23 protein-coding genes and 1 riboswitch are annotated in these 24662 nt (G+C 60.0%); of the genes, 7 read left to right on the top strand and 16 right to left on the bottom strand.

What is annotated here, in order from left to right; translation table 11 throughout:
* The first annotated feature begins 101 nt into the window (after window positions 1-101).
* Window positions 102-2042: a lytic transglycosylase domain-containing protein gene (locus BM352_RS01610; RefSeq protein ID WP_245780888.1), complete on the top strand. Its 1941-nt coding sequence runs from the start codon at window positions 102-104 to the stop codon at window positions 2040-2042.
* Here BM352_RS01610 and BM352_RS01605 read toward each other — a convergent pair.
* On the bottom strand, window positions 2032-2901 hold the full coding sequence (locus BM352_RS01605) for a DMT family transporter (protein WP_090211643.1): 870 nt from the start codon (window positions 2899-2901) through the stop codon (window positions 2032-2034). The genes BM352_RS01610 and BM352_RS01605 overlap by 11 nt on opposite strands.
* A complete protein-coding gene (gene mnmC2 / locus BM352_RS01600) occupies window positions 2898-3548 on the bottom strand; it encodes a tRNA (5-methylaminomethyl-2-thiouridine)(34)-methyltransferase MnmC2 (protein ID WP_090211640.1) in 651 nt (216 codons plus the stop codon). The genes BM352_RS01605 and mnmC2 overlap by 4 nt, the downstream gene beginning before the upstream one ends.
* A gap of 51 nt (window positions 3549-3599) precedes the next feature.
* On the opposite strand from mnmC2, the gene BM352_RS01595 reads away from it, so the two are divergent.
* Window positions 3600-4634 carry an NAD(P)/FAD-dependent oxidoreductase gene (locus BM352_RS01595; RefSeq protein ID WP_090211636.1) on the top strand — a complete coding sequence of 345 codons (1035 nt, stop codon included), beginning with the start codon at window positions 3600-3602 and terminating at the stop codon, window positions 4632-4634.
* Here the strand turns inward: BM352_RS01595 and BM352_RS01590 are convergent.
* A complete protein-coding gene (locus BM352_RS01590; protein WP_090211634.1) occupies window positions 4613-5413 on the bottom strand; it encodes an HTD2 family dehydratase in 801 nt (266 codons plus the stop codon). The two genes, BM352_RS01595 and BM352_RS01590, sit on opposite strands and share 22 nt — an antisense overlap.
* 43 nt (window positions 5414-5456) lie before the next feature.
* Between BM352_RS01590 and BM352_RS01585 the strand changes: the two genes are divergently transcribed.
* Together BM352_RS01585 and BM352_RS01580 are read left to right on the top strand one after the other, a co-directional pair.
* On the top strand, window positions 5457-5867 hold the full coding sequence (locus BM352_RS01585; protein ID WP_090211631.1) for a VOC family protein: 411 nt from the start codon (window positions 5457-5459) through the stop codon (window positions 5865-5867).
* A gap of 84 nt (window positions 5868-5951) precedes the next feature.
* Window positions 5952-7619 carry a thiamine pyrophosphate-binding protein gene (locus BM352_RS01580; RefSeq protein WP_175500594.1) on the top strand — a complete coding sequence of 556 codons (1668 nt, stop codon included), beginning with the start codon at window positions 5952-5954 and terminating at the stop codon, window positions 7617-7619.
* 1 nt (window position 7620) lies between these two features.
* Here BM352_RS01580 and cobO read toward each other — a convergent pair whose 3' ends face one another.
* Window positions 7621-8241 (bottom strand): cob(I)yrinic acid a,c-diamide adenosyltransferase, encoded by a 621-nt coding sequence (gene cobO / locus BM352_RS01575; protein ID WP_090211628.1) that lies wholly within the window; start codon window positions 8239-8241, stop codon window positions 7621-7623.
* A gap of 131 nt (window positions 8242-8372) precedes the next feature.
* Here cobO and BM352_RS01570 point away from each other — a divergent pair, with 131 nt between their 5' ends.
* Window positions 8373-8663 carry a hypothetical protein gene (locus BM352_RS01570; protein ID WP_090211626.1) on the top strand — a complete coding sequence of 97 codons (291 nt, stop codon included), beginning with the start codon at window positions 8373-8375 and terminating at the stop codon, window positions 8661-8663.
* A gap of 7 nt (window positions 8664-8670) precedes the next feature.
* On the opposite strand, the gene BM352_RS01565 is transcribed toward BM352_RS01570, so the two are convergent.
* From BM352_RS01565 to BM352_RS01540, 6 genes are all read right to left on the bottom strand, one after another.
* Window positions 8671-9186 (bottom strand): GNAT family N-acetyltransferase, encoded by a 516-nt coding sequence (locus BM352_RS01565; protein WP_245780887.1) that lies wholly within the window; start codon window positions 9184-9186, stop codon window positions 8671-8673.
* The gene (cobN, locus tag BM352_RS01560) at window positions 9135-12806 is read right to left on the bottom strand and encodes a cobaltochelatase subunit CobN (protein WP_090211619.1); all 3672 of its coding nucleotides are present in this window, start codon (window positions 12804-12806) and stop codon (window positions 9135-9137) included. The genes BM352_RS01565 and cobN overlap by 52 nt, the downstream gene beginning before the upstream one ends.
* A gap of 60 nt (window positions 12807-12866) precedes the next feature.
* Entirely contained in the window at window positions 12867-13313 is a 447-nt protein-coding gene (locus BM352_RS01555) for a GNAT family N-acetyltransferase (RefSeq protein ID WP_090211616.1), read from the bottom strand.
* Entirely contained in the window at window positions 13310-14374 is a 1065-nt protein-coding gene (gene cobW / locus BM352_RS01550; protein ID WP_090211615.1) for a cobalamin biosynthesis protein CobW, read from the bottom strand. Before cobW ends, BM352_RS01555 begins: the two co-directional genes overlap by 4 nt.
* Before the next feature lies 1 nt (window position 14375).
* Complete coding sequence (locus tag BM352_RS01545) at window positions 14376-15059, bottom strand: CbtA family protein (protein ID WP_090211613.1); 684 nt, start codon at window positions 15057-15059, stop codon at window positions 14376-14378.
* A 15-nt stretch (window positions 15060-15074) separates the two neighbouring features.
* Window positions 15075-15317 (bottom strand): CbtB domain-containing protein, encoded by a 243-nt coding sequence (locus BM352_RS01540; RefSeq protein WP_425434506.1) that lies wholly within the window; start codon window positions 15315-15317, stop codon window positions 15075-15077.
* Window positions 15301-15517, bottom strand: a riboswitch (cobalamin riboswitch). It overlaps the preceding gene by 17 nt.
* A gap of 157 nt (window positions 15518-15674) precedes the next feature.
* Here BM352_RS01540 and smc point away from each other — a divergent pair.
* Window positions 15675-19166: a chromosome segregation protein SMC gene (smc, locus tag BM352_RS01535; protein WP_245780886.1), complete on the top strand. Its 3492-nt coding sequence runs from the start codon at window positions 15675-15677 to the stop codon at window positions 19164-19166.
* Between the two features lie 100 nt (window positions 19167-19266).
* Here the strand turns inward: smc and BM352_RS01530 are convergent, their stop codons facing one another.
* The 5 genes from BM352_RS01530 to BM352_RS01510 all read right to left on the bottom strand — a co-directional run bounded on the left by BM352_RS01530 (window position 19267) and on the right by BM352_RS01510 (window position 23072).
* Window positions 19267-19593 (bottom strand): H-NS histone family protein, encoded by a 327-nt coding sequence (locus BM352_RS01530; protein ID WP_090211609.1) that lies wholly within the window; start codon window positions 19591-19593, stop codon window positions 19267-19269.
* A 77-nt stretch (window positions 19594-19670) separates the two neighbouring features.
* Entirely contained in the window at window positions 19671-20834 is a 1164-nt protein-coding gene (locus BM352_RS01525) for a lytic murein transglycosylase (RefSeq protein ID WP_090211606.1), read from the bottom strand.
* Window positions 20835-20864: 30 nt separating this feature from the next.
* On the bottom strand, window positions 20865-21764 hold the full coding sequence (gene cbiB, locus BM352_RS01520) for an adenosylcobinamide-phosphate synthase CbiB (RefSeq protein WP_245780885.1): 900 nt from the start codon (window positions 21762-21764) through the stop codon (window positions 20865-20867).
* Complete coding sequence (locus tag BM352_RS01515) at window positions 21761-22705, bottom strand: threonine-phosphate decarboxylase (protein WP_090211602.1); 945 nt, start codon at window positions 22703-22705, stop codon at window positions 21761-21763. Before BM352_RS01515 ends, cbiB begins: the two co-directional genes overlap by 4 nt.
* Window positions 22698-23072 carry a DUF1636 family protein gene (locus tag BM352_RS01510; RefSeq protein WP_090211600.1) on the bottom strand — a complete coding sequence of 125 codons (375 nt, stop codon included), beginning with the start codon at window positions 23070-23072 and terminating at the stop codon, window positions 22698-22700. Before BM352_RS01510 ends, BM352_RS01515 begins: the two co-directional genes overlap by 8 nt.
* Window positions 23073-23288: 216 nt before the next feature.
* Between BM352_RS01510 and BM352_RS01505 the strand changes: the two genes are divergently transcribed.
* Complete coding sequence (locus tag BM352_RS01505) at window positions 23289-23651, top strand: response regulator (RefSeq protein WP_090211598.1); 363 nt, start codon at window positions 23289-23291, stop codon at window positions 23649-23651.
* 3 nt (window positions 23652-23654) lie between these two features.
* Here the strand turns inward: BM352_RS01505 and BM352_RS01500 are convergent, their stop codons facing one another.
* Window positions 23655-24629 (bottom strand): glutathione S-transferase family protein, encoded by a 975-nt coding sequence (locus BM352_RS01500; protein ID WP_090211596.1) that lies wholly within the window; start codon window positions 24627-24629, stop codon window positions 23655-23657.
* Window positions 24630-24662: the final 33 nt, after the last annotated feature.

The raw sequence follows: 24662 nt of genomic DNA, 5'->3' as shown, positions 1-24662 counted from the left end.
TTGGCGGAACGCCGCTGCAAGGGGGTTGATCTCACCGATGTGAGTTGCATGGGGCCGTCACTCACCTACCTATTGTTCAGGACGAATTGGAGGGAGTTGCTGTGTTCACAAGGTTCGGCGGTGCTGTTGTCGCGGTCTTTATGGGCTGTGCGGGCGGCGTGGTGGCGCAAGAATCGCCCCCACTTGCCCAAGCCGTGGCCGCCTCCGAGGCCCGCGAATGGGACCGCGCAACAAGTTTGCAGGCAGGGATATCCGACGCCGTTGCCCGCGATGTTATTGACTGGATGCGGCTCCGCGGGCGGCAAGGCAGCTTCGATGAATGCACGGATTTTTTGGCGCGCCATGACGACTGGCCCGGATTGCCGCTGCTGCGTTTGCGCTGCGAATACTCAATCCCGCGCGATGGGGCCTCGCCAGAGGTGGTTCTGGCCTTCTTTGCCGACACCATCCCGCAAACAGGGACCGGTTCCCTTCGCCTGATCGAGGCTTTGCAAAAAGCCAGCCGTAACGAGGAGGCCCGCTCGGAAGCGCGGCGCGCTTGGCAGGTATTCAACCTCGCACAGGTCGAACACGACGCCTTTGTCGAACGGCACGGCGATATTTTGAAAGACCTTCACACAGCGCGGCTGGATACCCTGTTATGGCGCGGAGAAGACCGCGCGGCACAGCGGATGTTCAACCTTGTGCCCGAAGCATGGGCGAAGCTTGCGATTGCCCGCATGGGCCTTCGGGGGAACGAGGCTGGCGTGGACGCCATGATTGAAGCGGTGCCTTCAAATCTTGCGGAAGATGCGGGCCTCGCCTTTGAACGCTTTTTGTGGCGCGCCCGCAAAGGCCGCACCGAGGACGCCGTGGAAGTATTGCTGGAACGGTCCCTGTCCGTGCCTGACCTTGGCCAGCCAATCGAATGGGCCGACCGACGCCGTTCTCTAGCGCGAGAGCTCATGCGCGATGGAAAGCACGCGGAAGCCTACGCCGTTGCTTCGCAGCATTTTCTGACAGCAGGCTCGGCCTATGCGGATCTTGAGTGGCTGTCTGGCTTCATCGCCTTGCGAAAGCTGAACGCGCCAGAGCAGGCCTTGACCCATTTCGAGCGGTTCCAATCCGCTGTTGAAACTCCGATTTCGCTTGGCCGCGCCGGGTATTGGCTGGGTCGCGCGTATGAGGCCAAAGGTGAAACCGAGATCGCAAAAGCGGCCTATGAGTTCGGCGCGCTGTATCAATCGTCCTTCTATGGTCAACTCGCCGCTGAGCGCGGCGGCGTCCAGCGCGATCCGTTGATGGCTGGCACCGAGGAATTCCCAGACTGGCGTGCCGCCGATTTTACGAAATCGACAGTCTATGACGCAGCGGTCAGCCTTCATTTGGCGGGGCTACTAAGTCTGTCGGAGCGGTTCCTTGTGCACCTGGCCGAATCCCAGTCGCGCGAAGGCATTGGCCAGATGATCGACATGGCGCTCGAATGGGAGGAGCCGCACCTTGCCCTGATGCTTGCCAAGCAGGCGGCGCGTCAGGGGTTCGAGATTTACCGCGGTTACTTCCCGATCTGGGTGCCCAAGGGCATCGAGATGGATATTCCCGAAGAATTTGCGCTGTCGATCGCTCGGCGCGAAAGCGAATTTGATCCTGCTGTCGTTAGCGGTGCGGGCGCGCGTGGATTGATGCAATTGATGCCTGGCACGGCCCAACAGGTCGCCGGTGAGATCGGTGAGAACTACGAGCGGGCGCGCTTGACAGAAGATCCCCAATATAACGCGCGTCTAGGCACCGCCTATTTGCGCAAATTGTCGGACCGCTTCGGGGCGAACCCTGTGCTGATGTCTATTGGCTACAACGCCGGCCCGAGCCGAGCAGAGCGTTGGCCAGCCTTGTTTGGCGATCCACGTGGCTCGGACGTGGATGTCGTGGACTGGATCGAGGGCATCCCGTTCCGCGAGACCCGAAATTACGTGATGCGCGTGACCGAAAGCTTCGCGCCGTATCGGGCCCGCCTGACGGGCCGCGTGGACGATATAAAGCTCAGCGACCAGCTTAAGCAGTAGCGCGTCTTGCCCGCCATAAGGTGAAGATGCCCGCCGCGATAACCAATCCCGCGCCGATGACCACGTTGGTGCGCAAGTCCTCGTGGAAGACAAGCAGCCCGATCACCGACACAAACACCAACTGCAAGTAGGCGAAGGGTTGCACCGCTGAGGCCTCGGCGACCTCATAGGTTTTAATTAGCAGGTAGTGGCCGGTGGCCCCCGATATGCAAAGCGCCAGCATCCATAGCCAGTCACGCGGGGCCATAGGCTCCCAGAACCAGACGCCGATAGTTGTCATGGCCACAGCGCCGGCAACGCCGGTCCAAAAGAAGCTCGTCGCCGCGGTGTCTTTGCGGGCCGCGTAGCGTGTCAGCAGCGTATAAAGCGCGAACATCATGGCAGAGGTCACGGCGACAAGCGCATAGGGGCTGAACACACCACCGCCGGGCTTCAAGATCACCATCACGCCAACAAAGCCGATGCCGATGGCCGTCCAGCGGTAGAGGCCGACGTTCTCACCCAATATGGGGCCAGACAGGGCTGCAACAATCAGCGGATAGGAAATGAAAATTGCCATGCTTTCGATCAGCCCCAAAAGGGTGAAGGCCGCGACCATGACGCAGACCTCGAGCGCCAAAAGCACCCCGCGAAAAATTTGCAGAACCGGCTGTTCCGTCTTTGCAGCATTGGCTATCGATCCTGCTCGCTTGGCCGAGACGGTCAGCACAAATGCGGCAAAAAACCAGTAGCGGATCATGACCACCATCAGCACGTTATACTCCCCCGCCAGATAGCGGGAGATACCATCCTGAGATGCAAAGATCAGCATGGTCAGCGACATTAACAGGATGCCGCGCTTGGTGTCGTTGCCACTCATGTCTTGCGCCCGATGCTCATGTGACGTTTGCGGCCGAAACCCTTGATGCGCTCGACCTCAAATCCGGCTTCAGTCAGGCTGCGGCGCACGTGGCCGGCTGCGGTATAGGTCGCAAAGGTGCCATTTGGGGCTGTATGTGCGCCGACCTCCGCCATCAGATCAGGGGCCCACAGTTCTGGGTTTTTGGCCGGGGAGAACCCGTCCAGAAACCACGCATTCGCCTTGCCCGTCCATTTCGGCAACATTTCACGGGCATCCCCGATGATGATGTCGGCATGAAGCCGGTCCGTCCGAATTATTGTGTTCGGCCAGTGATCCAATAACGGCGACGGATCGAGATTTGGGAACGCCTTCAATGCCGCTTCCATGTCCGCGCGGGTCATCGGGTAGGCTTCGAAACTGGTGAAATGCAACGTACCGTCGCCGGTGAAGGCCTGAAGCGCGGTCAGCATGGACAGTCCTGTGCCGAAGCCAAGTTCGGCGATCTTGAATCCGTCGCAATAGCGCGCGGGGAGATCGTTCCCGCTAAGGAAAACATGCCGGGTTTCTTCCAATCCGCCTGCCAGCGAGAAATAGGGGTCGTCGAATTTTATCGAAACGGGGATCGTTCCATCGCGCCATTCAAGTTGTGCTGTCTGGTCGCTCATGCCGCTTTGCCCTAGGTTCCCACCGAGCGACACTGAGCAAAGGGGGCAACCTTGTCCAGAGCAGAAGTAACGGTGCTGGGCGCAGGTGCATTTGGCCTGTCCGTGGCCTGGGAATGCGCCAAGCGCGGTGCACGGGTTCGGGTCATAGACCCGAAGGGTGTCGCGGCGGGAGCCTCTGGAGGCATTGTTGGGGCCTTGGCTCCGCACACGCCGGAGCAGTGGAACGACAAAAAGCAATTCCAACTTGAAAGCCTCCTGATGGCGGGCAGATTCTGGAGCGAGGTCGAAACTGCTTCTGGCCTTGAGGCTGGGTATGGCCGCCTCGGTCGTATTCAGCCTGTTCTGGACGCGGCGGGGTTGGCCCTGGCCGAACGTCGCGCGTTGTCTGCGCACGAGCTTTGGGGAAACGCGGCGGAATGGCGTGTAGAGCAGGCTTCGGGCGAGTGGTGCCCGACCAGTCCGACAGGCAAGGTGATCTTTGACACGCTGTCCGCGCGCCTGCACCCACGCCAAGCCTGCCTTGCCTTGGCCGCTGCAATCGAAGCGCGGGGCGGCGAGGTTCTGCGTGTGGGGGCGGCCCGAGGTGCAGTTGTGCATGCGACGGGATATGAAGGGCTGGAAGAAATGACGGCGCAGCACACCCGACAGGTCGGCAATGGCGTGAAAGGGCAGGCGGTGCTGTTGGAGCATGACGCCCGTGATCTGCCGCAACTCTATTTCGATGGGCTACATGTCGTTCCCCATGCGGACGGGACGGTGGCAATTGGGTCAACGTCGGAACGATATTTCGAGGCGCCCGCGTCTACTGATGAACAACTTGATGACGTTCTCGCGCGGGCGGTTGCGGGCGTCCCTCTTCTTGGCAGGGCGAAGATTGTCGCGCGTTGGGCTGGCGTGCGCCCTCGTGCACGGTCCCGCGCCCCGATGCTTGGGGTCCACCCGTTTGAGGAAGGGGCCTTCGTCGCGAATGGCGGGTTCAAAATCGGCTTCGGTGTGGCTCCCAAGGTCGCGGAGGTGATGGCTGATTTGGTGCTCGACGGCATCAACCGTATTCCGCCGGAGTTTCAGGCCGAAAGGTGCTTGTAAGCGTTGGCGGTCATGCATTGTCGTCCGTCTGCCGCCCTGACCCATAGTGTCAGTCCGCCATCCGACGGCTTGGCGCAGAAGGTAGCCTCTTGGTGGTCCATGAGTGGCGCCGTCGCGCGAAACTCGAACCTTGCAAGCCCACCGAGCAAGTCTTCCGCCATCAGCATCAGATACTGCGCCAACAACGGACCATGCACGACGAGGCCCTCATACCCTTCGATGTCTTTGGCATAATCGCGATCGTAGTGAATGCGGTGGCCGTTGAAGGTGAGGGCGGAGTAACGGAAGAGCTCGGTCGTGGTAAAACTGTGTGTGCGGGACGCGGATTCATCCGTCCCAGCTTGCGGCGGCGTGCCCGCAGGCGCGTCGGCCGCGCGGTAGATCAAGTCTTGGTCCTCTGTCACCAGAAGAGTGCTGCCTTGGCTGATTTCGTGGCGCAGGGTCACGAGGCCAAGCGCGCCTGTTCGGCCCTGCTTCCGGTCGGCCTTCAGCAATGTCGTCGTTTTGCGCGCGGTTTGCCCCATGACGGGAGCGCTATGGAACTGCAATCGGCCACCGGCCCACATGCGGCGTGGGAGGCCCATATCGGGTATAAGTGCGCCAATCCTGGGGTGGCCATCTGCCCCAAGCGCTGACGGAGGCTGAGCGTCCCAAAAAAAGATCTGGTGCCAGAAGGGGCGCGGTGTCGTGTCCTCAAGCTCAAGCGTTGCGGCAAGTGCCTTGATACGGGACGGGTCCAGAATGTCGTCGCGGATGGTGGGGGCTTGATCTTGGGTCATGGGCAGATCATCCTTTGATCACCCCTTGAAAGGCAAGCGCGTAATGACCCCAAAATTAAGCGGGCTCGACCATTTGGTACTGACTGTCGCGGACATCCCCACAAGTGCGGCTTTCTACCAAGATGTGCTTGGAATGGATGTGCAGCAGTTTCAACCTGCCGATGGCTCAGCCCGTACGGCATTGAGTTTTGGTCGCCAGAAGATCAACCTTCACCAAGCAGGGGCAGAGTTTCGGCCACATGGCCGTGCACCAACGCCGGGTAGCGCTGATCTGTGCTTTTTGACGGAAGCGCCATTGGATGAGTGGGCTTTGCATCTGGACCTGCAAGGCGTGGGTATTGAGGAAGGCCCGGTAATGCGAAGCGGCGCTACAGGGCCGATCCGGTCGCTCTATATCCGTGATCCTGACGGTAATCTCATTGAGATTTCTGTGTCTATGGCGCGGAACGCATAGCGTCCGCGCGATTCAGTTCGCAATTGGCGTTGCAAACCGTGCGAGGCTGCCCAAAGACTGGGCCGGACAGAAACGGAGGTTCCAATGGCAATCAGACACGGTGGCGCAATTCTGGCGGAGCAGCTGAAGATCCAAGGCGTGACGCGGGTGTTCTCGGTGCCTGGAGAGAGCTTCTTGGCGGCTTTGGACGGGCTTTATGAAAGCGGTATCCAGAACGTCGTTTGCCGGCAAGAGGGCGGTGCCTCCATGATGGCAGAGGCACATGGCAAGCTGACGGGTCGCCCCGGCATTGCCTTTGTGACCCGCGGGCCGGGGGCAACAAACGCGTCGTCGGGACTACATGTCGCAATGCAAGACAGCACGCCGATGGTCTTGTTCGTGGGTCAAATCGCGCGTGACCATCGTGACCGCGAGGCCTTTCAAGAGGTCGATTACAGGCAGTTCTTTGGCGGCCTTGTCAAATGGGTGGCCGAAGTCGATCAGTCAGAACGATTACCCGAATACATTGCCCGCGCGTTTCAGATTGCGATGTCGGGGCGTCCCGGCCCAGTGGTTCTGGCCTTGCCTGAGGATATGTTGTCTTCGATAGCAGAGGTCGCTGACCGTCCTGCAGCGCAGGTCGCCCGCGCGATGCCTGCTCCTGATGACGTGTCGCGCATCTTGTCCATGTTGGCACAGGCGAAGCGCCCGTTGCTGATTGCCGGTGGTCCGGGGTGGTCTGCGCAAGCAGCCTCTGACTTGGAACGTTTTGCGGAACGTATGGATCTTCCTGTGGCAGTCCCTTTTCGGCGGCAGGACTACCTGAACAACGACAGCCCGTACTACGCAGGTGATCTGGGCGTCGGCATGAATCCCGCACTGGCCAAGCGCCTTCGAGATGCTGATGTGTTGCTGGTTATCGGGGCGCGGGTCGGTGACATCCTGACAAATGGTTACGAGCTTTTGGACCCGTCCGATCTGGGCAAAACGCTGATCCACACCCACCCAAGCCCGGATGAGCCGGGCCATGTCTATGCGCCTGATTTCGCGCTGGCTTGCGACAGTTCTGCCCTGATCGCAGCGCTCGCCGAAGCAGATGCGACAGCAGGCGATTGGGCGGAATGGCGCGCGCAGGCTCGGGCCGAGTATGACGTGTGGCAGCAGCTAAAAGCGACGCCCGGGCCTGTTAAGATGGAACAGGTGGTGTCTTGGTTGTCCGACACCCTCCCGCATGATGCGATCCTGACAAATGGGGCGGGCAACTACGCGGCATTTGTGCATCGCTATCACCGCTTCAGGGGTTACAAGACCCAAGTGGCCCCGACCTCGGGCTCCATGGGTTACGGGTTTCCGGCGTCCATTGCTGCCAAGTTGGAACATCCCGATCGCACTGTGATCTGCTTTGCGGGTGACGGCTGTTTCCAGATGACCTGTAACGAGATGTCGACGGCAATCCAGCATGGTGCCGCGGTGATTGTGATTGTGGTCAATAACGGCAAATACGGCACCATCCGCATGCATCAGGAAAAGACTTATCCCGGTCGCGTGTCTGGAACGATGATCACCAACCCAGACTTTGCCGCTTTGGCCCGCGCCTATGGCGGGACAGGGCAGACCGTCACCCGCACCGAAGACTTCGCCGCCGCATTCGACGTCGCACAAAAATCAGGGGTCCTGTCCGTGATCGAACTGCAGCTCGATGACGAGGTCTTGTCGACTGGAATGACGCTGTCGGAGACCCGTGCGCTGGGGCAGACGTCGAAATCGGGATGAGTTAAAACTCCACCCCGATTTGCGCTTTGATGCCCGACCGGAAGGGGTGTTTGATAAGCTCCATCTCGGTCACGAGGTCAGCGATTTCGATCAGCTCGTCCTTCGCATTGCGGCCGGTCAGAACCACATGGGTCATGTCGGGCTTTTCTTCGGCTAGGAAGGTCACGACCTCATTGATGTCGATGTAGTCATAGCGCAGCGCGATGTTGATCTCGTCCAGCAGCACCATGTGGTTGGACGGGTCGCGGATCAACTCTTTGGCCTTGGCCCATGCGGCCTGTGCCATCTCGATGTCGCGGGATTTGTCTTGGGTTTCCCAGGTGAAACCTTCGCCCATCGTGTGGAACTCGCAGATGTCTGAGAACTTGCCAAGGATCAGGTCGCGCTCTCCTGTGCTCATCCCGCCTTTGATGAACTGAACGACAGCGCATTTCATGTCATGCGCGATGCAGCGGAAGATCATCCCGAACGCGGCAGAGCTTTTGCCTTTGCCTTTGCCGGTATGCACGATGATCAGCCCGCGCTTGTCGGTCTTGGTCGCCATGATCTTGTCGCGCGCGGCTTTCTTCTTGGCCATTTTGGTGGCGTGGCGGGTCAGGTCGTCTGGGGTTTCTTGGGTCATCGGGCGCTCCGCTAATGGGTCGCGCGTAACCTGTTGGACGCAGGGCTGCGATGCAAGCCCCAAAGGGTAAGGGTTTGTTAGGTAAGTCGTCGCAAACTTGGGAACTGAACGTCTTAACTAGGAAAAAAACCATGCGCGCTGTGCTTCTGTTTTGTCTGACGACCCTAACCGCATGTGGCGCGCCAAGTGTGGGCCTCAAGGGCGGGCGCAATGGAACTTCGCAGGTCGGGGTCTACGCGTTTAGAGTGAATTACAATGACACACGTGCAGAAGCGTACCGGACCAACATCATGCGCCGCCCTGATGCGAGAAATGTCTTCGCTGCGGGCGCCACTGCGATTGAACAGGTAACAGGCTGTAGCGTCGTGCGAAGCTCTGTCACCGGCGATGTGGCGTTGGTGCAGGCTGACATTTTGTGCTGAGCGAAGGTTAAAGCATCTTGCGGAAATGGAATTCGGTCACTGTGTCATAGCCCGGGTGGCTGCCTTCCGCGAATTTCTCGAATCCCAGATGGCGGAACAGTGCGTGATTGTCCGTCAATTCGCGGCGCGAGATAAGTTCCAGATGTTGCAACCCTTGGACACGGGCCTCTCCCTCTGCCGCGTTTAGCAGGGCACGGGCCAGACCCCCGCCCCGATGGTCTGGTCGCACTGACAGTTTGCTGACATAGAGCGCACCTGGTTTGCGGGTTCCAAACAGGCAGGCCACCGGCGCGCCTTCTTGCTCAACCACGAAAACCATTTCCTGCGCCAAATGCGCCGCTATGTCAGGCGGTCGCAATTTGTTCATAGAGGACGGTGGGTCGATCCGACCTTTTTGCTCCTCAAAAGCCAATCTGATGAGCGTCAGCAGAGCGGATGGATCGTAGTCCGGCGCGGCTTTGAACACAGCACTCACAGCAGGCGTTCGATCAACGCGCGGGCGGAATTGGACTTGGGTGTCCACAGGCCACGATCCATCGCCTCCTGCAGCCGCTCAGCCATTTCACGCAGCGCTGCGGGGTTATGTTCCTCGATGAAGTCGCGCGTGTTGTCGTCCTCAAGATATGCTTGATGCACCAAATCGAAATGGTGTGATTTGGCGGCGCCTGTGGTGGCGGCGAAAGCAAATAGGTAGTCCAAGGTCGCGGCCATCTCGAAGGCACCTTTGTAGCCGTGGCGCTTGACGCCTTCGATCCACTTGGGGTTCACCACACGGGATCGCACAACGCGGCCGATCTCGTCTTCCAATGTACGAATGACCGGGCGGTCAGGGCGGGAATGGTCGTTGTGATAGACCGGACGCGCGCGGCCTTGAAGCGTCTCGATTGCCGCCGCAGCACCCCCCTCGAACTGGTAGTAGTCGTCGCTGTCCAGCAGGTCATGCTCGCGGTTGTCTTGGTTTTGAACCACCGCTTCAGCTTGTCCCAATCGTGCCTCAAACCCTGTTCGGTCGCGGGTGCCTTCTGCGCCCTTTCCGTAAGCGTAGCTGCCCCATTCCAGATAGGCCTCGGCAAGGTCGGATTTGTCCGACCAGAGGCGTTCGTCGATCATGGCCTGCAGCCCCGCGCCATACGCCCCGGGCTTCGAGCCGAAGACGCGGTGTGCGCCACCGTTCGCGCGGGCAGGGTTGTCGGCGTCCGTCTCGTCAAGCTCCATCACCGCGCGCGCCGCGCTGTCGACGAGTGCTATCAGTTGCGGGAAGGCGTCGCGGAAGAATCCCGACACGCGCAAGGTCACGTCCACGCGCGGGCGGCCCAATACTCCCATCGGGAGGATCTCAAAACCCGTGACGCGGCGGTTGGCGGCGTCCCATTTCGGCTTGCAGCCCATCAGGGCCAAGGCTTGCGCGATGTCGTCCCCTCCAGTTCGCATATTGGCGGTTCCCCAAGCGTTCAGAAGCAACGCGCGGGGCCAGTCGCCATGGATTTGCAGGTGTTTCTCGATGAGCATGTTGGCGGATTTCCACCCCAAGGCCCACGCCGTCGGCGTAGGGACCGCACGGCTGTCGACGGAGAAGAAATTCCGCCCGGTCGGCAGCACATCCATACGCCCGCGGGTTGGTGCGCCGGAGGGCGCCGGGGCGACGAAGTGCCCCCTGAGGGCGCTGAGAAGGCCCGCCCCTTCCATGGGGCCACACGCCGCCACAGTCGGCTGCACATGGTTGCGGATGTGATTGATGACGTCAGCGCTGGCGGGGCCGGGCGGCGTGTCACCTTCCATCAGGCGGATCGCCAACTCCTCCAGTCGCTCCACGGTGTCGCCAGTGCTGCGCCACTTGTCACCTGTTAAAACCTCGGGGCGCGGTCCGGCCCAAGGCTCGGCCAGATCTGCGGAGAGCGGGTCGAACCCCAGTCCAAGATCGTCGGCCAATGCGCGGATCAGCGATGCGTCCGGTCCTGCGCCGTCTCCGCGGGCCACGCGGGTCAATGCTATGGTCAGGTCGCGGGCTTGCACCCCCTCGGGCGAAATCCCGAAGACATGCAGGCCGTCGCGGATCTGAGCCTCTTTCAGTTCGCACAAATATGCGTCGAGCTTGGCAAGATCCCCCTCTTCATCCCCCGAAAACCCCACGTCGTCCGACAACCCCGTCGCCGAGGTCATCGACAGGATTTCGCGGCGCAGGTGTTCGATGCGGCGCGGGTCAACGCCCGCAGCTTCGTAGTATTCGTCGACCAGCGCCTCTAGGTCTTTGAGCGGCCCGTAGGTTTCCGCCCGTGTCATCGGCGGTGTAAGGTGGTCGATGATGACGGCTTGCGCACGGCGTTTGGCCTGAGTGCCTTCGCCCGGGTCGTTCACAATGAACGGGTAAATGTGGGGCATGGGGCCAAGTACCGCTTCGGGCCAGCATTCTTCGGACAGGGCCAGCGCTTTTCCGGGCAACCATTCGAGGTTGCCGTGCTTGCCCATGTGGACAATAGCATGCGCGCCAAATTCGTGGCGCAGCCAGAAGTAGAAGGCGAGGTAATTGTGCGGCGGCACCAGGTCCGGCGAATGGTAGGTTTCGGTCGGGTCGATGTTATAGCCCCGCGCGGGCTGCAGGCCCACGACCACGTTGCCGTATTGCAAGATCGACAAAGCAAAGTGCCCGCAATCAACTTCTCCTGCGGTGAAGAAGGGGTCGGCCTCGGGGCCGCCCCAGCGGTCTTCGATCTCTTGTCGTAGGGCGTAGGGTAGCTGCCCATAGTCGCGGTGATATGCAGCAAGCGATAGATCGACGCCGCCGGTGCGCACATGGCGGTCGGTCAGCCAATTTGTCGGCCCCGCCATCATGGCTTTCATCAAGGCGTCACTATCTGCAGGCGCGTTCGCCACGTGGTAGCCTTGGCCAGCCAGCAAATCCAACACATGAGATGTTGCTGCGGGGGTGTCCAGCCCGACCCCGTTGGCCAACCGCCCGTCCTTGTTGGGATAGTTGGCGAGGATCAGGGCTACCTTTCGCTCCGCGGTTTTGGCGTGGCGCAGTTTCGCCCAGTTCGTCGCAAGATCGGCCACGAACTGGATGCGATCCCCGCGTGCGCGGTACGTGGCAATGGGGCACTCGGTCGCCTCGTCGAAATAGGCTTCGTCCTTAAAGCTGACAGCGCGGGACAGGATGCGGCCATCAACTTCGGGCAGGGCCACGTTCATCGCAATGTCGCGACCGGACAGACCCGTGAGGCCATCCGCCCATGCCGCTTCCGTCGAGCCGGAAAAGATGACCTGAAAAATCGGTGCCTTGTTGGCGAATGGCGCTGCCAACGGATTGAATGCTTCGGTGTCGCCTTGATGCGGCGATCCGGTAGCGAATGACGTCGCATTCAGGATCACGTCTGGCGGGGCTTGCGTGAACAGGTTCTCCAGCGTGGCGAGGCTGATCGGGTCTTTCAACGATGCGACAAAGACCGGCAATGGGTTCAGGCCCGCACGCAGCAGCGATTTGACCAAACGATTGACGGGGTTCAGCCCCGCGCCTTGCACCAATGCGCGGTAGAAAATCAGCGGGACTACGGGAGCGTCGTGGGTCCACGCCTCTTGCGCCGCCGCCAAATCGGAGATGCCCGCGCCAGGCCAGTAGACGCCCGCGCGCAACAACGGCGCGGCTGGCATGGGGCGTTCATCTTGCGTGATCATGGACTGGGCGTAGCGCAAGAAATTTTCGGTATTGGCTGGGCCGCCTTCAACCAGATACGCCCAAAGCGCGTCGTACTCTTCGTCCGAAACGGTTGAAAGCCCGCGCAGCTCCGCGTCGGGTTTGTCATCTCCTGGCAGCAGGACCAAAGGGATGCCCGCGTCATGCAGGTGGGCTGCGTATTGTTCAGCGCCGTATTTCCAGTAGCCGGTCCCGCCAAGGACGCGGGCGATCACAAGCTTAGATTTGGTGGCGCAGGCCTCGATGTGCAGATCGACCGACATCGGGTGCATCAAATGCATCATGGAGGCCAGTCGCAGCGTTGGTGGAGCGTCCATCTCCCCACGCGCGGCAGACAGGGCGGCCAGCTCGGTATCTGCGGCAGAGATAAACACCAGATCGGCAGGAGTCTGTCCCAGATCAACAGGCTCTTGACCATTGTCGATGCTTCCGGGGGTGGCGGCGAGTAGGTGCATGTCAGCGCCTTATTGCTGGCGGAGGATGCCTCCGGCGGGAATGGTTATGCCAAGCGAAACCTAAAGCGGTTTTTCCATGAACAGGCTGCTTTTGTTGGCTTCGTAGCTACCGAACGGACCACAAGGCGTAAACCCGTGCTTGGCGTATAGCTTATGAGCCGCGTGTAGAAGGTCGCCGGTTTCCAGCTTGAGATTGGTCAGGCCCAAGTCGCGCGCCCGCGTCTCGATATGTGTCAGAATGGCCGAGGCCGCGCCCTTGCCGCGCGCAGCTTCGGAGGTGAACATGGACTTCAGTTCGCCATATTCGCCCTGAACTTTGAGCGCACCGCAGCCGAGGGTGGCGTCACCCTCACGTGCAACGAAGAAATGGACCTCGGGCACGCACAGGGCGTCGATCGACAGGTAGTGATTGTCTTCGGGCGGAAACAGGCTTTCCATCAGCGCGTGGCTGGCTTGCAGCAACGCTGTCGCCCGTGGATCGCGCGGGTCTGCCCGTTCGACGATCATGCCTGCAGCGCGGCCTCGATCGCAGCGCGATCCAAACCGGCCTCTCCGATCACGACCAGCCGCGTCTCGCGCGGGTCGGTGCCGAAGGGGCGGTCGAAATACGTGTCAACGCGCGGGCCGACCGCTTGCAGCGTCAGTCGCATCGGTTTGCCCGCTACAGCGGCGAATCCTTTGAGACGCAAAATGTCGTGGCTGCGGATGATGTCTGCCACGCGTTCCGCGAAGGCTTTTGGGTCTGTGATTTCAGCGCGGGTGACGACGAAGCTTTCGAACTCGTCGTGTCCATGTTCGTGGTGGTGATCATCATGATGGTCGTCATCGTCATGATCATGGTGGTGGTGATGCACTTCATGACGGGCGTCCAGATCGCGTTCCGCGCCGATGCCTTGACCCAGCAAAACATCGACAGGAACTTTGCCCATTGACGTCCGCACAACCTGAACGCCGTCGCGGCTGTCAGCTTTCAAGGTGGCAACCAAAGCGTCAGCCTCGCCTTCCGCCAAAAGGTCGGATTTATTGACCACGATCATGTCTGCGCAAGCGATCTGGTCCTCGAACAGCTCCGACAGTGGCGTCTCGTGGTCAAGGTTCTCGTCCAGCTTGCGTTGGGCATCCACGGCGGCGACGTTGTGAGCGAAACGACCCTCGCTGACGGCTTTGCCGTCGACCACGGTCACGACGCCATCGACAGTCACCTTCGTGGAAATATCGGGCCAGTTGAACGCGCGGATCAGCGGTTGCGGCAGCGCGAGGCCGGATGTCTCGATGACGATGTGGTCAGGGCGGTTCTCGCGAGCCAGTAGCTTTTCCATGGTCGGCACAAAGTCGTCCGCCACGGTGCAGCAGATGCAACCATTCGACAGTTCCATGATGTCGTCTTCGGAGCAGGTTTCGTCGCCGCAACCTTTGAGGATGTCGCCGTCCACGCCAAGGTCACCAAACTCGTTGATGATCAGAGCGATGCGCTTGCCGTTGGCGTTCTCCAGCATGTGGCGGATCAGCGTGGTTTTGCCCGCGCCGAGGAAGCCGGTGACGACGGTGGCAGGGATCTTAGCTTGCATGTCAGGCGTCCTTGAATTTGGTCCAGAAGATGGCGGTGAACAGGCCTAGAAGGGACCATAGCACAGCCGAGGTGCCGAGAGAGGCGGTGACGAAATGCGCCGACAATTCAGGTGGCGCGACGCCGAAATAGGTGTCCAGATGAGGTGCGCCAACAATGTGGGGCACGGCGATCAGGGCCGCACCCGCAACGCCCGCCATCCACGGGCCAAAGGCAATTAAGCCCAGTCCCAATGCCGTCGCGATCACCGTGGATATCCACCAAAGCTGCCGCAGCTCGACTTCGGCAGCAACAGTTCCGGGCAGTTCAGGCGGCATGCCGATCGCAGGGGCAAGTTGCACGGCGATAAATCCAGCAAGCCCCCAAATCAAACCGCTGCGTGGCGAGACGTCGTGGCCTGCGCGCTCTGTCAACGCGTAGCCCACAACGATAAACAACGCGAAGGCGCAGAACACGATGATATTGAACGCCATGGTCATCAGATGACGTGCAGGATCGTCCAATGGCGAAGGTGCGCCAGCATCGCTTTGGGTGGAGCCGTCAACCGCGAAGTGAATACGGGAGCCAGACTCGTATAGCTCCGCCTCAAGCAGCGATGGGGTGACCAACCAAAGCTGAAGCACGGCGGCAATTAAACCGACGGCCACGCCAGCGAATATCGCGCTGGTCAGCAAAGTTTTAAACATGTTGCTTGGTGGTGGTTAGTGGCAGGGGAACGCCATCGCATGACGTTGGTCATGCGCGGTGTCATGCATCACAGACGCTTGGGCGAACCCAGCCGCGAACAGCAGGGCCATACCCAGAGCGGCAGCGCCAAGAATGCCAACAAGGCTCATGTCGGTGGTCTGTGCGGCGGTTGCGTTCAGCGTTGCTACTTTAGCTTCGTTTTTCATCTTCAATCTCCATGCCCCGTCACACCCGACGGGAGGGGTTTCATTGCGCATGGCTGGTCTCCTGGCTCGCGGGTCGATGCATCCTGCCGCCTTCCCAGATTGCTCCAGTGGCTCGTTGGCAGGGTGCTCTCCGCATACAGTCGCGGGGGCGGCTCCGGATTTGCGCCCCTAATTGGGTCACGCCTACCGAATTCCCATTTTTCCCCGCTGTGCTTTGCACGTCGCGGGGAACCATGCCCGCACACAATGCGCCGAGGCGCCTCGGACGGTCAAGGTCGATTCCGACAGCCGGTATCTATTTCGCGGCATGCACAATCGGGCCGAAATTCGCAACATCTTGGGGATAACCCTGCCGATTTGGCCATATACAGTGGTTTGGCGTTGACTCGACGGGGTTGGGTTCAAACAATGGCCCACCAAACCCCGATTCCCGCGAGGCCCGCATTGCGCTTCTCTAAACTCAGACTGAACGGCTTCAAAAGCTTCGTGGACCCCACGGAGCTTATTATTGCCGATGGTTTGACGGGTGTGGTCGGGCCAAATGGCTGCGGCAAATCCAATCTGCTGGAGGCCCTGCGTTGGGTGATGGGCGAGAACCGCGCCAAGGCGATGCGCGGCGGCGGCATGGAAGATGTGATCTTTGCGGGGGCGTCTTCACGGCCCGCGCGGAATTTCGCAGAAGTGTCATTGCAGATCGACAATTCGGAGCGGTTGGCCCCTGCGGGTTTTAACGATCTCGACACGCTTGAGATCATTCGCCGGATCACCCGAGACGCAGGCAGCGCCTACAAGACCAACGGCAAGGACGTTCGGGCGCGTGACGTGCAGATGCTGTTTGCGGATGCCTCAACCGGTGCGCATTCGCCCGCGCTGGTGCGTCAGGGGCAAATCTCCGAGCTGATCAACGCGCGGCCCAAGGCCCGTCGTCGCATCCTCGAAGAGGCCGCCGGCATCTCGGGGCTGTATCAACGCCGCCACGAGGCAGAGCTGAAGCTGAACGGCGCTGAGACCAATCTGGCGCGTGTTGACGACGTGATCGAACAGCTTGCCTCACAACTTGCACAACTCGCCCGCCAAGCCCGTCAAGCGGCGCGGTATCGCGAAATCGGGGAGGAGTTGCGCAAGTCCGAAGGCATGTTGCTCTATCGTCGTTGGAAAGAGGCGGAAGAAGCCAACCTTGCTGCCAGTCAAACTTTGACAGAGCGGACGCGCGTCGCTGCTCAGGCCGAGGCGCAGGTGCGCGAGGTTGCAAAACTGCGGCAGGGAATGGAAGACGCACTACCTCCGCTGCGCGAGGAAGAGGCGATTGCCGCTGCCGTCCTGCAACGCTTACAGGTGCAGCGCGACACGCTGACCGACCAAGAACGCCAAGCCCAACAGACGATCGAAACGTTGAGTGCACGCATTGATCAGCTGGCTCGTGACATCGAACGCGAGACCGCGCTGAACCGCGACGCAGGCGAAACCATCGAACGGCTGGAATGGGAAGCCCGCGAGATTGCCAAAGCGTCAGAGGGCCATGTGGGCAAGCTGGACGCCGCCGCTACCGAAGCCCGCGAAGCTGCGACAGTGCTGCAAGACCGCGAAACACAGTTGGCCGAACATACTGAAGATGTCGCTCGTCTCGCCGCGCGCCACCAATCGGCGCACCGCTTGCGTGACGATGCCGCGAAGACATTGCAGCGCTACGAAGATGAGGCGACAAAAGCCCGTGCCTCGGTAGATCACGCGCAAGCAACGGCGACAAATGCCGACACAGCTTTGATCGCCGCACAGACCGCTCTGTCACAAGCCTCCGTTCAGGCCGAAAAATCCGACACTGCTTTGACTGCCGCGGAAACCGCGCGATCCGAAGCGCAGAACAGAGAAAGCGACGCGCGCTCCCAACGGTCCGAGGCGGAAGGCGAAGCGAACGCTTTACGTGCCGAAGCAACCGCCTTGTCGCGCCTTGTGGACCGTGACACGTCCGAACAGGGCCAGCTGTTAGACGTGGTTCAAGTGAAGCCGGGCTACGAGAAGGCCCTTGGCGCGGCGCTGGCGGATGATCTGCGCGCGCCGCAGATCGACGATGACGAATCAACCGGCTGGACGCGTTTGCCTGGGTATCCGCAGCCACAGCCTTTGCCTGCGGGCGTTGCGGCCCTGACTTCCTATGTCACGATCCCCGACGTGCTGGCGCGCCGCATGTCTCAGGTCGGACTGGTGGACGTTGCAGACGGCAACCGGCTTCAGGAATCCCTACTGCCTGGGCAACGCCTAGTATCTCTCGAAGGTGACGTTTGGCGTTGGGACGGTTTCCGCACAGGTGCGGATGATGCACCGTCTGCTGCGGCCATGCGTTTGCAGCAGCTGAACCGTTTGGAAGAGTTGAAGCAAGCACTGGAAGGCGCGACTGCCCGTGCCGATGGCGCGCGCCAAGCGCATGAAATGCTGACCAAAGAGTTGGCGTTGGCGGCCCAAGCTGACCGCGATGCCCGCGAAGCCCGCAAGGATGCGGACCGCGCGATGGCTGATGCGTCCCGTGCTGTATCACGGGCGGAGGGTGAGAAGTCGATCGCTGCCGGGCGTGTCGAAAGCCTAGAGTTGGCCGTGACCCGCTACGAAGAAGAGGCGATGGCCGCCCGCGAGCGTCTACGCGAGGCCGACAAGGGTGTGGCCGATCTGGGTGATCTCGACGCCGCCCGCGCCGAAGTCGAAGATGTGAAAATGACCGTTGAAGCCGCGCGTATGACGATGATGGCCAAACGCTCTTCGCACGATGAGTTGCGCCGCGAGGGCGAAGCCCGCACCAAACGAAGCCAAGAAATCACGACCGAAGTAAGTGGTTGGAAACACCGTCTGGAAACCGCCGGCAAACGGATTGGTGAGCTAGAAGAGCGCAAGGCAAACTCCGAAGCGGAACTTAAAGATGCCTCCGCGGCGCCAGCAGAACTGGCCGCGAAACGCGATGAGTTGAGCTCTGCGATTGACGAGGCGGAAGCCCGCCGCCGCACTGCATCGGACAATCTGGCAGAGGCCGAAACCGCCTTGCGCGAAGGCATCCAGACCGAGCGCGACGCAGAGCGTGAAGCGTCCGAGGCCCGTGAAGCCCGTGCCCGCTCCGACGCGCGTGCAGAAGCTGCTAAGGAAACCGTAGCCTACGCAGTCGAACGCATTCGCGAAGAGATGGAAACTACGCCGGACGCATTGCTGGAGACCCTCGACACGAACCCCGACGAGATGCCGCCTGCCGAGCGTATCGAGGCCGACGTGAACCGCCTGAAACGCCAGCGCGATGCCTTGGGTGCCGTGAACCTGCGCGCCGAGGAAGACGCAAAAGAGGTGTCGGAAGAGCATGACAACCTGCTCGGGGAGAAAACCGATCTTGAAGCTGCGATTTCCGCTCTGCGTACAGGGATCGCGTCGCTGAACAAAGAAGGCCGCGAACGCCTCCTCACCGCCTTTGAAGAGGTCAATTCCAGCTTTGCAACGCTGTTTAAGCATCTGTTCGGTGGTGGCGAAGCCAAGCTGGTCATGGTCGAAAGTGATGACCCGCTGGAAGCCGGTCTGGAAATCATGTGCCAACCGCCGGGCAAAAAACTGTCGACCCTGTCGCTGCTGTCGGGGGGCGAGCAGACCCTGACCGCATTGGCGCTGATCTTCGCGGTATTCTTGGCGAACCCCGCGCCGATCTGTGTGCTGGACGAGGTGGACGCGCCGCTGGACGACGCAAACGTAACGCGATTTTGTGATTTGTTAGATGAAATGACACGTCGCACCAACACGCGCTTTTTGATCATTACGCATCACGCGGTAACAATGGCGCGGATGGACCGATTGTTTGGTGTCACGATGGCGGAACTCGGTGTGTCGCAGCTTGTTTCAGTTGATCTGAAAAAAGCCGAACAGATGGTCGCCTGATTTAGTTCGACGCACAGGTCGATCCGTTATCTTTGCTCTGGTATTGCTTTTGGCCAGAGGCGCGAAAGAGTGAATTCCGCGCCCCTGTTTTGATTGACGATCAGACTTTGAAATCGTCCAAAGACTTGCCGGCGTTCAGCGCATCTTTCAACCAAAGTGGACGGGCGCCACGGCCTGCCCATGTTTTGGTCGCATCGTCAGGGTGACGATATGCTGCCTTTGCCGCTTTTTTCGGTGCAGCTTTCGAAGTAGCCTTCGAGCCGGTCAGTTCGTCCAGCGAAAACCCAAGCTCTTTGGCCTTTGCTTTCACAAGCGCCAATGCTTTGACTTTTTGCTTCTTGTCGTGACGCGCGATAGCCTTTTCGACACGGGCTTGCAGCGCTTTTAGTTCTGTTAGTGATAGTGGTTTTAGATCAATTTTAGCCATTTTTCTCTTTAGCTCCCCAGCTTTGCGAGTAGGCAGGGAGTAATACATAAATAACCTGAAACCAAGACTTTCATGCGTTACAGTTTTCGAAGAAGGCTTTTCGTTGGCCAGGCATCCGCCGGAAATCCAAGGCGCTGTTGTTCGGCCTGAACCGCTGCGCGTGTTCCAGAACCGAGTATGCCATCGATTTTGCCGACGTCGTGACCGCGCGCCGCCAATTTCTTTTGCAACGATTTCATATCACTATCTGAAAGACTGGGATCAGGGTTTCCTGGATCATAGACCGGCGCGCCCGAAAGCCGCGTCGCGAAATACGCCGCAGTGGTCACGTAAACGAAACTTTGGTTCCATTCAAAATAGACGCGAAAATTTGGGTATGCGATGAAGGCAGGCCCTTTTCTGCCCATAGGCAAAAGAATCGCCCCAGCGTCGCCTTGAAATCCTCCGGATCTTGGCTTGACGCCCATTGCGGCCCAGTCATTGACGCTCAAATTGTGATCGAGCCCAGTTTTTGACCAGTCCATCTCTGCGGGCACCTGCACTTCTTGCAGCCAAGGTTGCCCAGCCTGCCATCCCAACGCATTGAGCATTTTTGCCCCTGACAAAAGCGCATCCGGGGCAGACGTTTTCAGGCTGACTTTTCCATCGCCATCACCGTCTACACCGTTAGCAATAATATCTTCTGGCAGCATCTGAACCATGCCGATTTCACCAGCCCACGCCCCCTTGGTGGTGCGGGGGTCAAAGTTGCCACGCTCAAACAATTCCAAGGCCGCGAATATTTGCGGGCGAAATAATTCGGGGCGGCGGCAATCGTGACTGAGGGTCATCAGCGAATTCAGCGTGTTGAATTCTCCCTGCACGGCGCCGTAGTCCGTCTCTAAAGCCCAGAATGCCAAAAGCACCCCAGCAGGGACTCCGTATTCTTGCTCTGCACGCCGGAACACAGAGGCGTATTTTTTCGCATTGGCGTTTCCCTTGTTCAGGCGGGATTGCGAAATAACACGTCGCGAAAAATCGATGAAATCGCGTTTGAAGACGCCCTGCGCACGATCAGCTTTCAGCACTTTTGGGTCTTGGCGGGCAGAAGAAAAGAACCCGTCGACGCTGCCTTTGGAATGTCCCTTGGTGATGGCCTCAGACTTCAGGTCGGCAACAAATGAGCTCCAACTCCCTCCACATTCCGCAAATGCGGCGGGTGCGATCAAAGAAAGGGCAAGGGCAAGACACAAGGGGCGCATGGAAAACTCCGAAAACAGGTTCGGCGCAGCCTAGGCAATCACCCACCAGAGGGCAACGAACACAAGCGTGAGGCCCCATGTCTTCCAGAGCGCTGCGACGGCCGCATCTATGTCGTCCGAGCCTAAATCTTGGCGACCTTCCGGATTCACGAATGGCTCTTCCCGCAGTGTGCCGTCATAGCTGCGCGGGCCGGACAGCGCGACATTCAGAACCGACGCCATTGCGGCCTCCGGCCAGCCGGCATTGGGGGAGCGGTGCAAGCCAGCGTCCCGCAACGCGACACCGATTGCATCGGGCCGCAGATGCACCAACGCGATGAATAGCGCGGTGAGCCGTGCCGCGGGCCAGTTCACTACGTCATCCAGCCGCGCAGCGGCCCAGCCGAATTCTGCATAGCGATCGTTTCGGTAGCCGATCATGCTGTCCGCGGTGTTTATAATTTTGTAAGCCAACAGCCCCGGCAAGCCGAGAAGCGTGAACCAGAATACCGGCGCAATGACCCCGTCGCTCAGGTTCTCGGCTGCGCTTTCAATTGCGCCGCGTGCAACGCCAGAGCGATCCAGCACATTCACGTCACGTCCGACGATGCGGGCGACCATCATGCGCCCGTCGCCAAGACTCAAGCGCAAGGCGCGCGCGACATCTGACACGTGATCCGCCAAAGAGCGTTGCGCGATCAGGATTGCGCCGATCAGAACTTCGACCAGCGGGCCAAAGGCAGATAGCACCCCCCCCAAGATCAATGCGCCGATCACCAAGGCTGCGATCAAAACCGCGCCTTTCGCGCGGCGGGCGGGGCCGGTGTTCAGGCGCTCTTCCATCGCGGAGATGAGCCGTCCCATCAGCACAGCGGGGTGAGGAACGCGGTTCCAAAGCCATTTCGGCTCGCCCAGAAGCGCGTCCAGCAACATTGCGAAAACGATCGTCACAAGGCTGCTTCCAATTGCGCCCAGCGGTCGGGTGCAGGCAGGCCGAGGCGCAGCCATGTGGTGGAATACGGGAAAATTCGCGACCAGACATGGCCCTGCGCCAGCTTGTCCTGCCACGCAGCGGCATCGACCACATCGTATAGGCGGAACAGGGTAGTGCCGCCGACCACAGTGGCCCCGGCGTCTATCATCAGCGCGTCAAGCCGGTCGGCATCTGCGGCCAGTCGCGCGCGGGTTTCCTGCGCCCAAGTTAGATCCTCTAGCGCCCGTGCACCGATCTCTAGGGCGGGGCCGGAAACGGGCCACGGGCCCAGCAACTCATGCAGGCGTGCAGCCGATTTGGGGGCGCAGATGGCAAAGCCCAGCCGCAGGCCCGCCAAGCCCCAGAACTTCCCGAAACTCTTCAAGATCACCACGCCGGCATTGTCCGCCAAGTCGATATGGCTCGCATCAGGCGTGACGTCGCAGAAACTTTCGTCAATGACGCAGAATTCCTTGCGGCCCATCAGCTCGGCTTCGAATAGGCGTCCTGACGGGTTGTTGGGGTGCACGAATATGTCGGCGTTTCCGTCCTGCGCATCTTCGGTCACGGACCAGCCCGCATGGTTGCGGAAGGCCGCCTCGTGCTCGTTATAGGTGGGGTTGTTGATGAAAACTGTCCCTTCTTCGAACAGGGCGGGGATGCGGGCTATCAGGGCAGATGCTCCCGAAGCGATCACGACTTCCGCTCCGTCGGGTACCTGCCAGAACTTGCGTGCGGCATTCTCAAGCCGTTGCAGCGCGGTGCGATCGGGTAGGGCAGCCCAAGCGTCAGAACTGATCTCACTCACGGGGTAGGGCGCGGGGTTGATCCCTGTGCTCAGGTCCAGCCAGCCGTCGCGGGTGCCGCCGTATTGAGACACCGCCGCATCCAAGCCGCCGCCGTGGTCGCGATTATTCATTGTCTGGCAAAGGCGGGTGGCGGGTCACGAAATGACCTTTGATCGCTTGCGGCCATTGCTTGTAGGGGACTTGGCCCGTCTCGCTTTGTGCGTGGAGCGTGGCATAGCCAACGACTGCTTGGGCGGCTTCCTGCGATGGCTCGAATTCCCCGACGGTGTAGTTCAGCTTGCCTGCGCTCTGTATGGCGATGTTGCAGCCACGCGCGCAGCCCATGAGGCACGAGTGGCGGCGGGTGCGCACCGCATCGGACCCTTCGGCGGCGGCTTCCACCAGTTCGGCAAAAATCTCGCCGTCGGTCACGCCCGGCGCGCGGGCTTCCCAGTCGTCGCGTTTGCAGGTGTCGCAAATGGTGATCCATGTGGTCATCGGCTGTCTCACGTCGCAGTTTTGTTCAACCGCCCATGAAGCGGAATTTCGCGCAAGACGCAAGCAAGCTGCGTCAAAACGCAATTGTCCTCGAATTGTTAATCTTTCGTTAGGGAGTTCGGGTGCACAAAGAGGTGTCCTTTTAGCCTGGGACCAAGAAGAAAAGATTATGCGGGAAGCGTACCGGCCAGTTCTCGTCTTTGGTCGGAGTTATATATGGAAGTACTCATCGTCGAAAACGGGGGTGGACTTGGTAAGATTTGGGCCGACCACGTTGGCCGTTTGGGATGCCATGTCACCCTTGTGCATACACAGTCGGACGCGGAGGAACTCCTGAGGGAGAATGCCTTCGACGTTCTTGTTATCAATCTGAACCTTCACCCTCACGCGGGTGATGCGTCGGCTATTGCGGATTACGCGAACTTCAGACGGCCCGAGGCCAAAGTGGTTTTCGTTACCAGCAACAGCTTTTTCTCAGACGGGTCGATCTTTCGCTACATGCCGAATGCATGCGCGATGGTTCCGTCCAACACCTTGCCCTCCGATCTTGCGGCTTTGGTGGAGTATCACGCGCGATAAGCGTTATCCCCGGTCGTGGGGTTCCTGCCAATCCAAAACCGGGTTGATGGGAATGATGCGGCTGGGGTTAATTGTGTCGTGGCTGTAGTGGTAATGGCGGACGATATGCTGGAAGTTCACAGTCTCAGCGACCCCTTCCCACTGGTATAGTTCGCGCGTGTAGGCCCAGAGGTTGGGGTAATCGGTGATCCGCTTGCGGTTGCACTTGAAGTGCAGGTGATAGACCAGATCAAAACGCGCCAACGTGGTGAATAATCGCCAATCCGCCTCGGTCACGTGGTCGCCCATCAGGTAGCGGTTTGCGCCAAGGCGGCTTTCCAGCCAGTCGAGGCTTTCAAAAAGGGGGCGCACGGCCGCGTCATACGCCTCCTGCGTCGTCGCGAATCCAGCCTTGTAGACCCCGTTATTGACCGTCTTGTAGATGCGCGCGTTCACCTCTTCGATGGCGTCGCGCTGGATCGCGGGCCAGAAGTCCGAGGTGTTGCCGGTGAGCCCGTCGAAGGCCGAATTGAACATACGAATGATCTCCGAGCTTTCGTTGCTGACAATCGTCTTGCGCTGCCTGTCCCAGAGGATCGGCACGGTAACGCGGCCAGACACGTTCGGGTCCGCCTTGATGTAAAGGTCACGTGCAAAATCCAGCCCGTAGAGCGTGTCACCAGTTGCGCCATGTGCATCCGTTTCAAACGTCCAGCCGTCAGACAGCATGTCGGGGTGAACGGCAGAAACCGATATCAGGTCTTCCAAGCCTTTCAGCTTGCGAAAGATCAAGGTGCGGTGTGCCCAAGGGCAGGCGTAAGCGACATAGAGATGATAGCGGCCAGCCTCGGCCTTGAAGCCACCTTCGCCAGACGGGCCGGTGCTGCCGTCAGCGGTAATCCAGTTGCGGAACGACGCAGTCGAGCGTTTGAACGCGCCGCCAGTCGATTTGGTGTCATACCACGTGTCGTGCCAGATGCCGTGAACAAGCTGTCCCAAAGCCAAAATCCTCCTGCTTTCCTGCGACACACT

The organism is Litoreibacter janthinus, from assembly GCF_900111945.1.
Classification (GTDB): Bacteria; Pseudomonadota; Alphaproteobacteria; order Rhodobacterales; family Rhodobacteraceae; genus Litoreibacter; species Litoreibacter janthinus.
The sequence above is the reverse complement of the archived record's forward strand: the minus strand, read 5'-3'. Positions and strand labels throughout refer to the sequence as shown.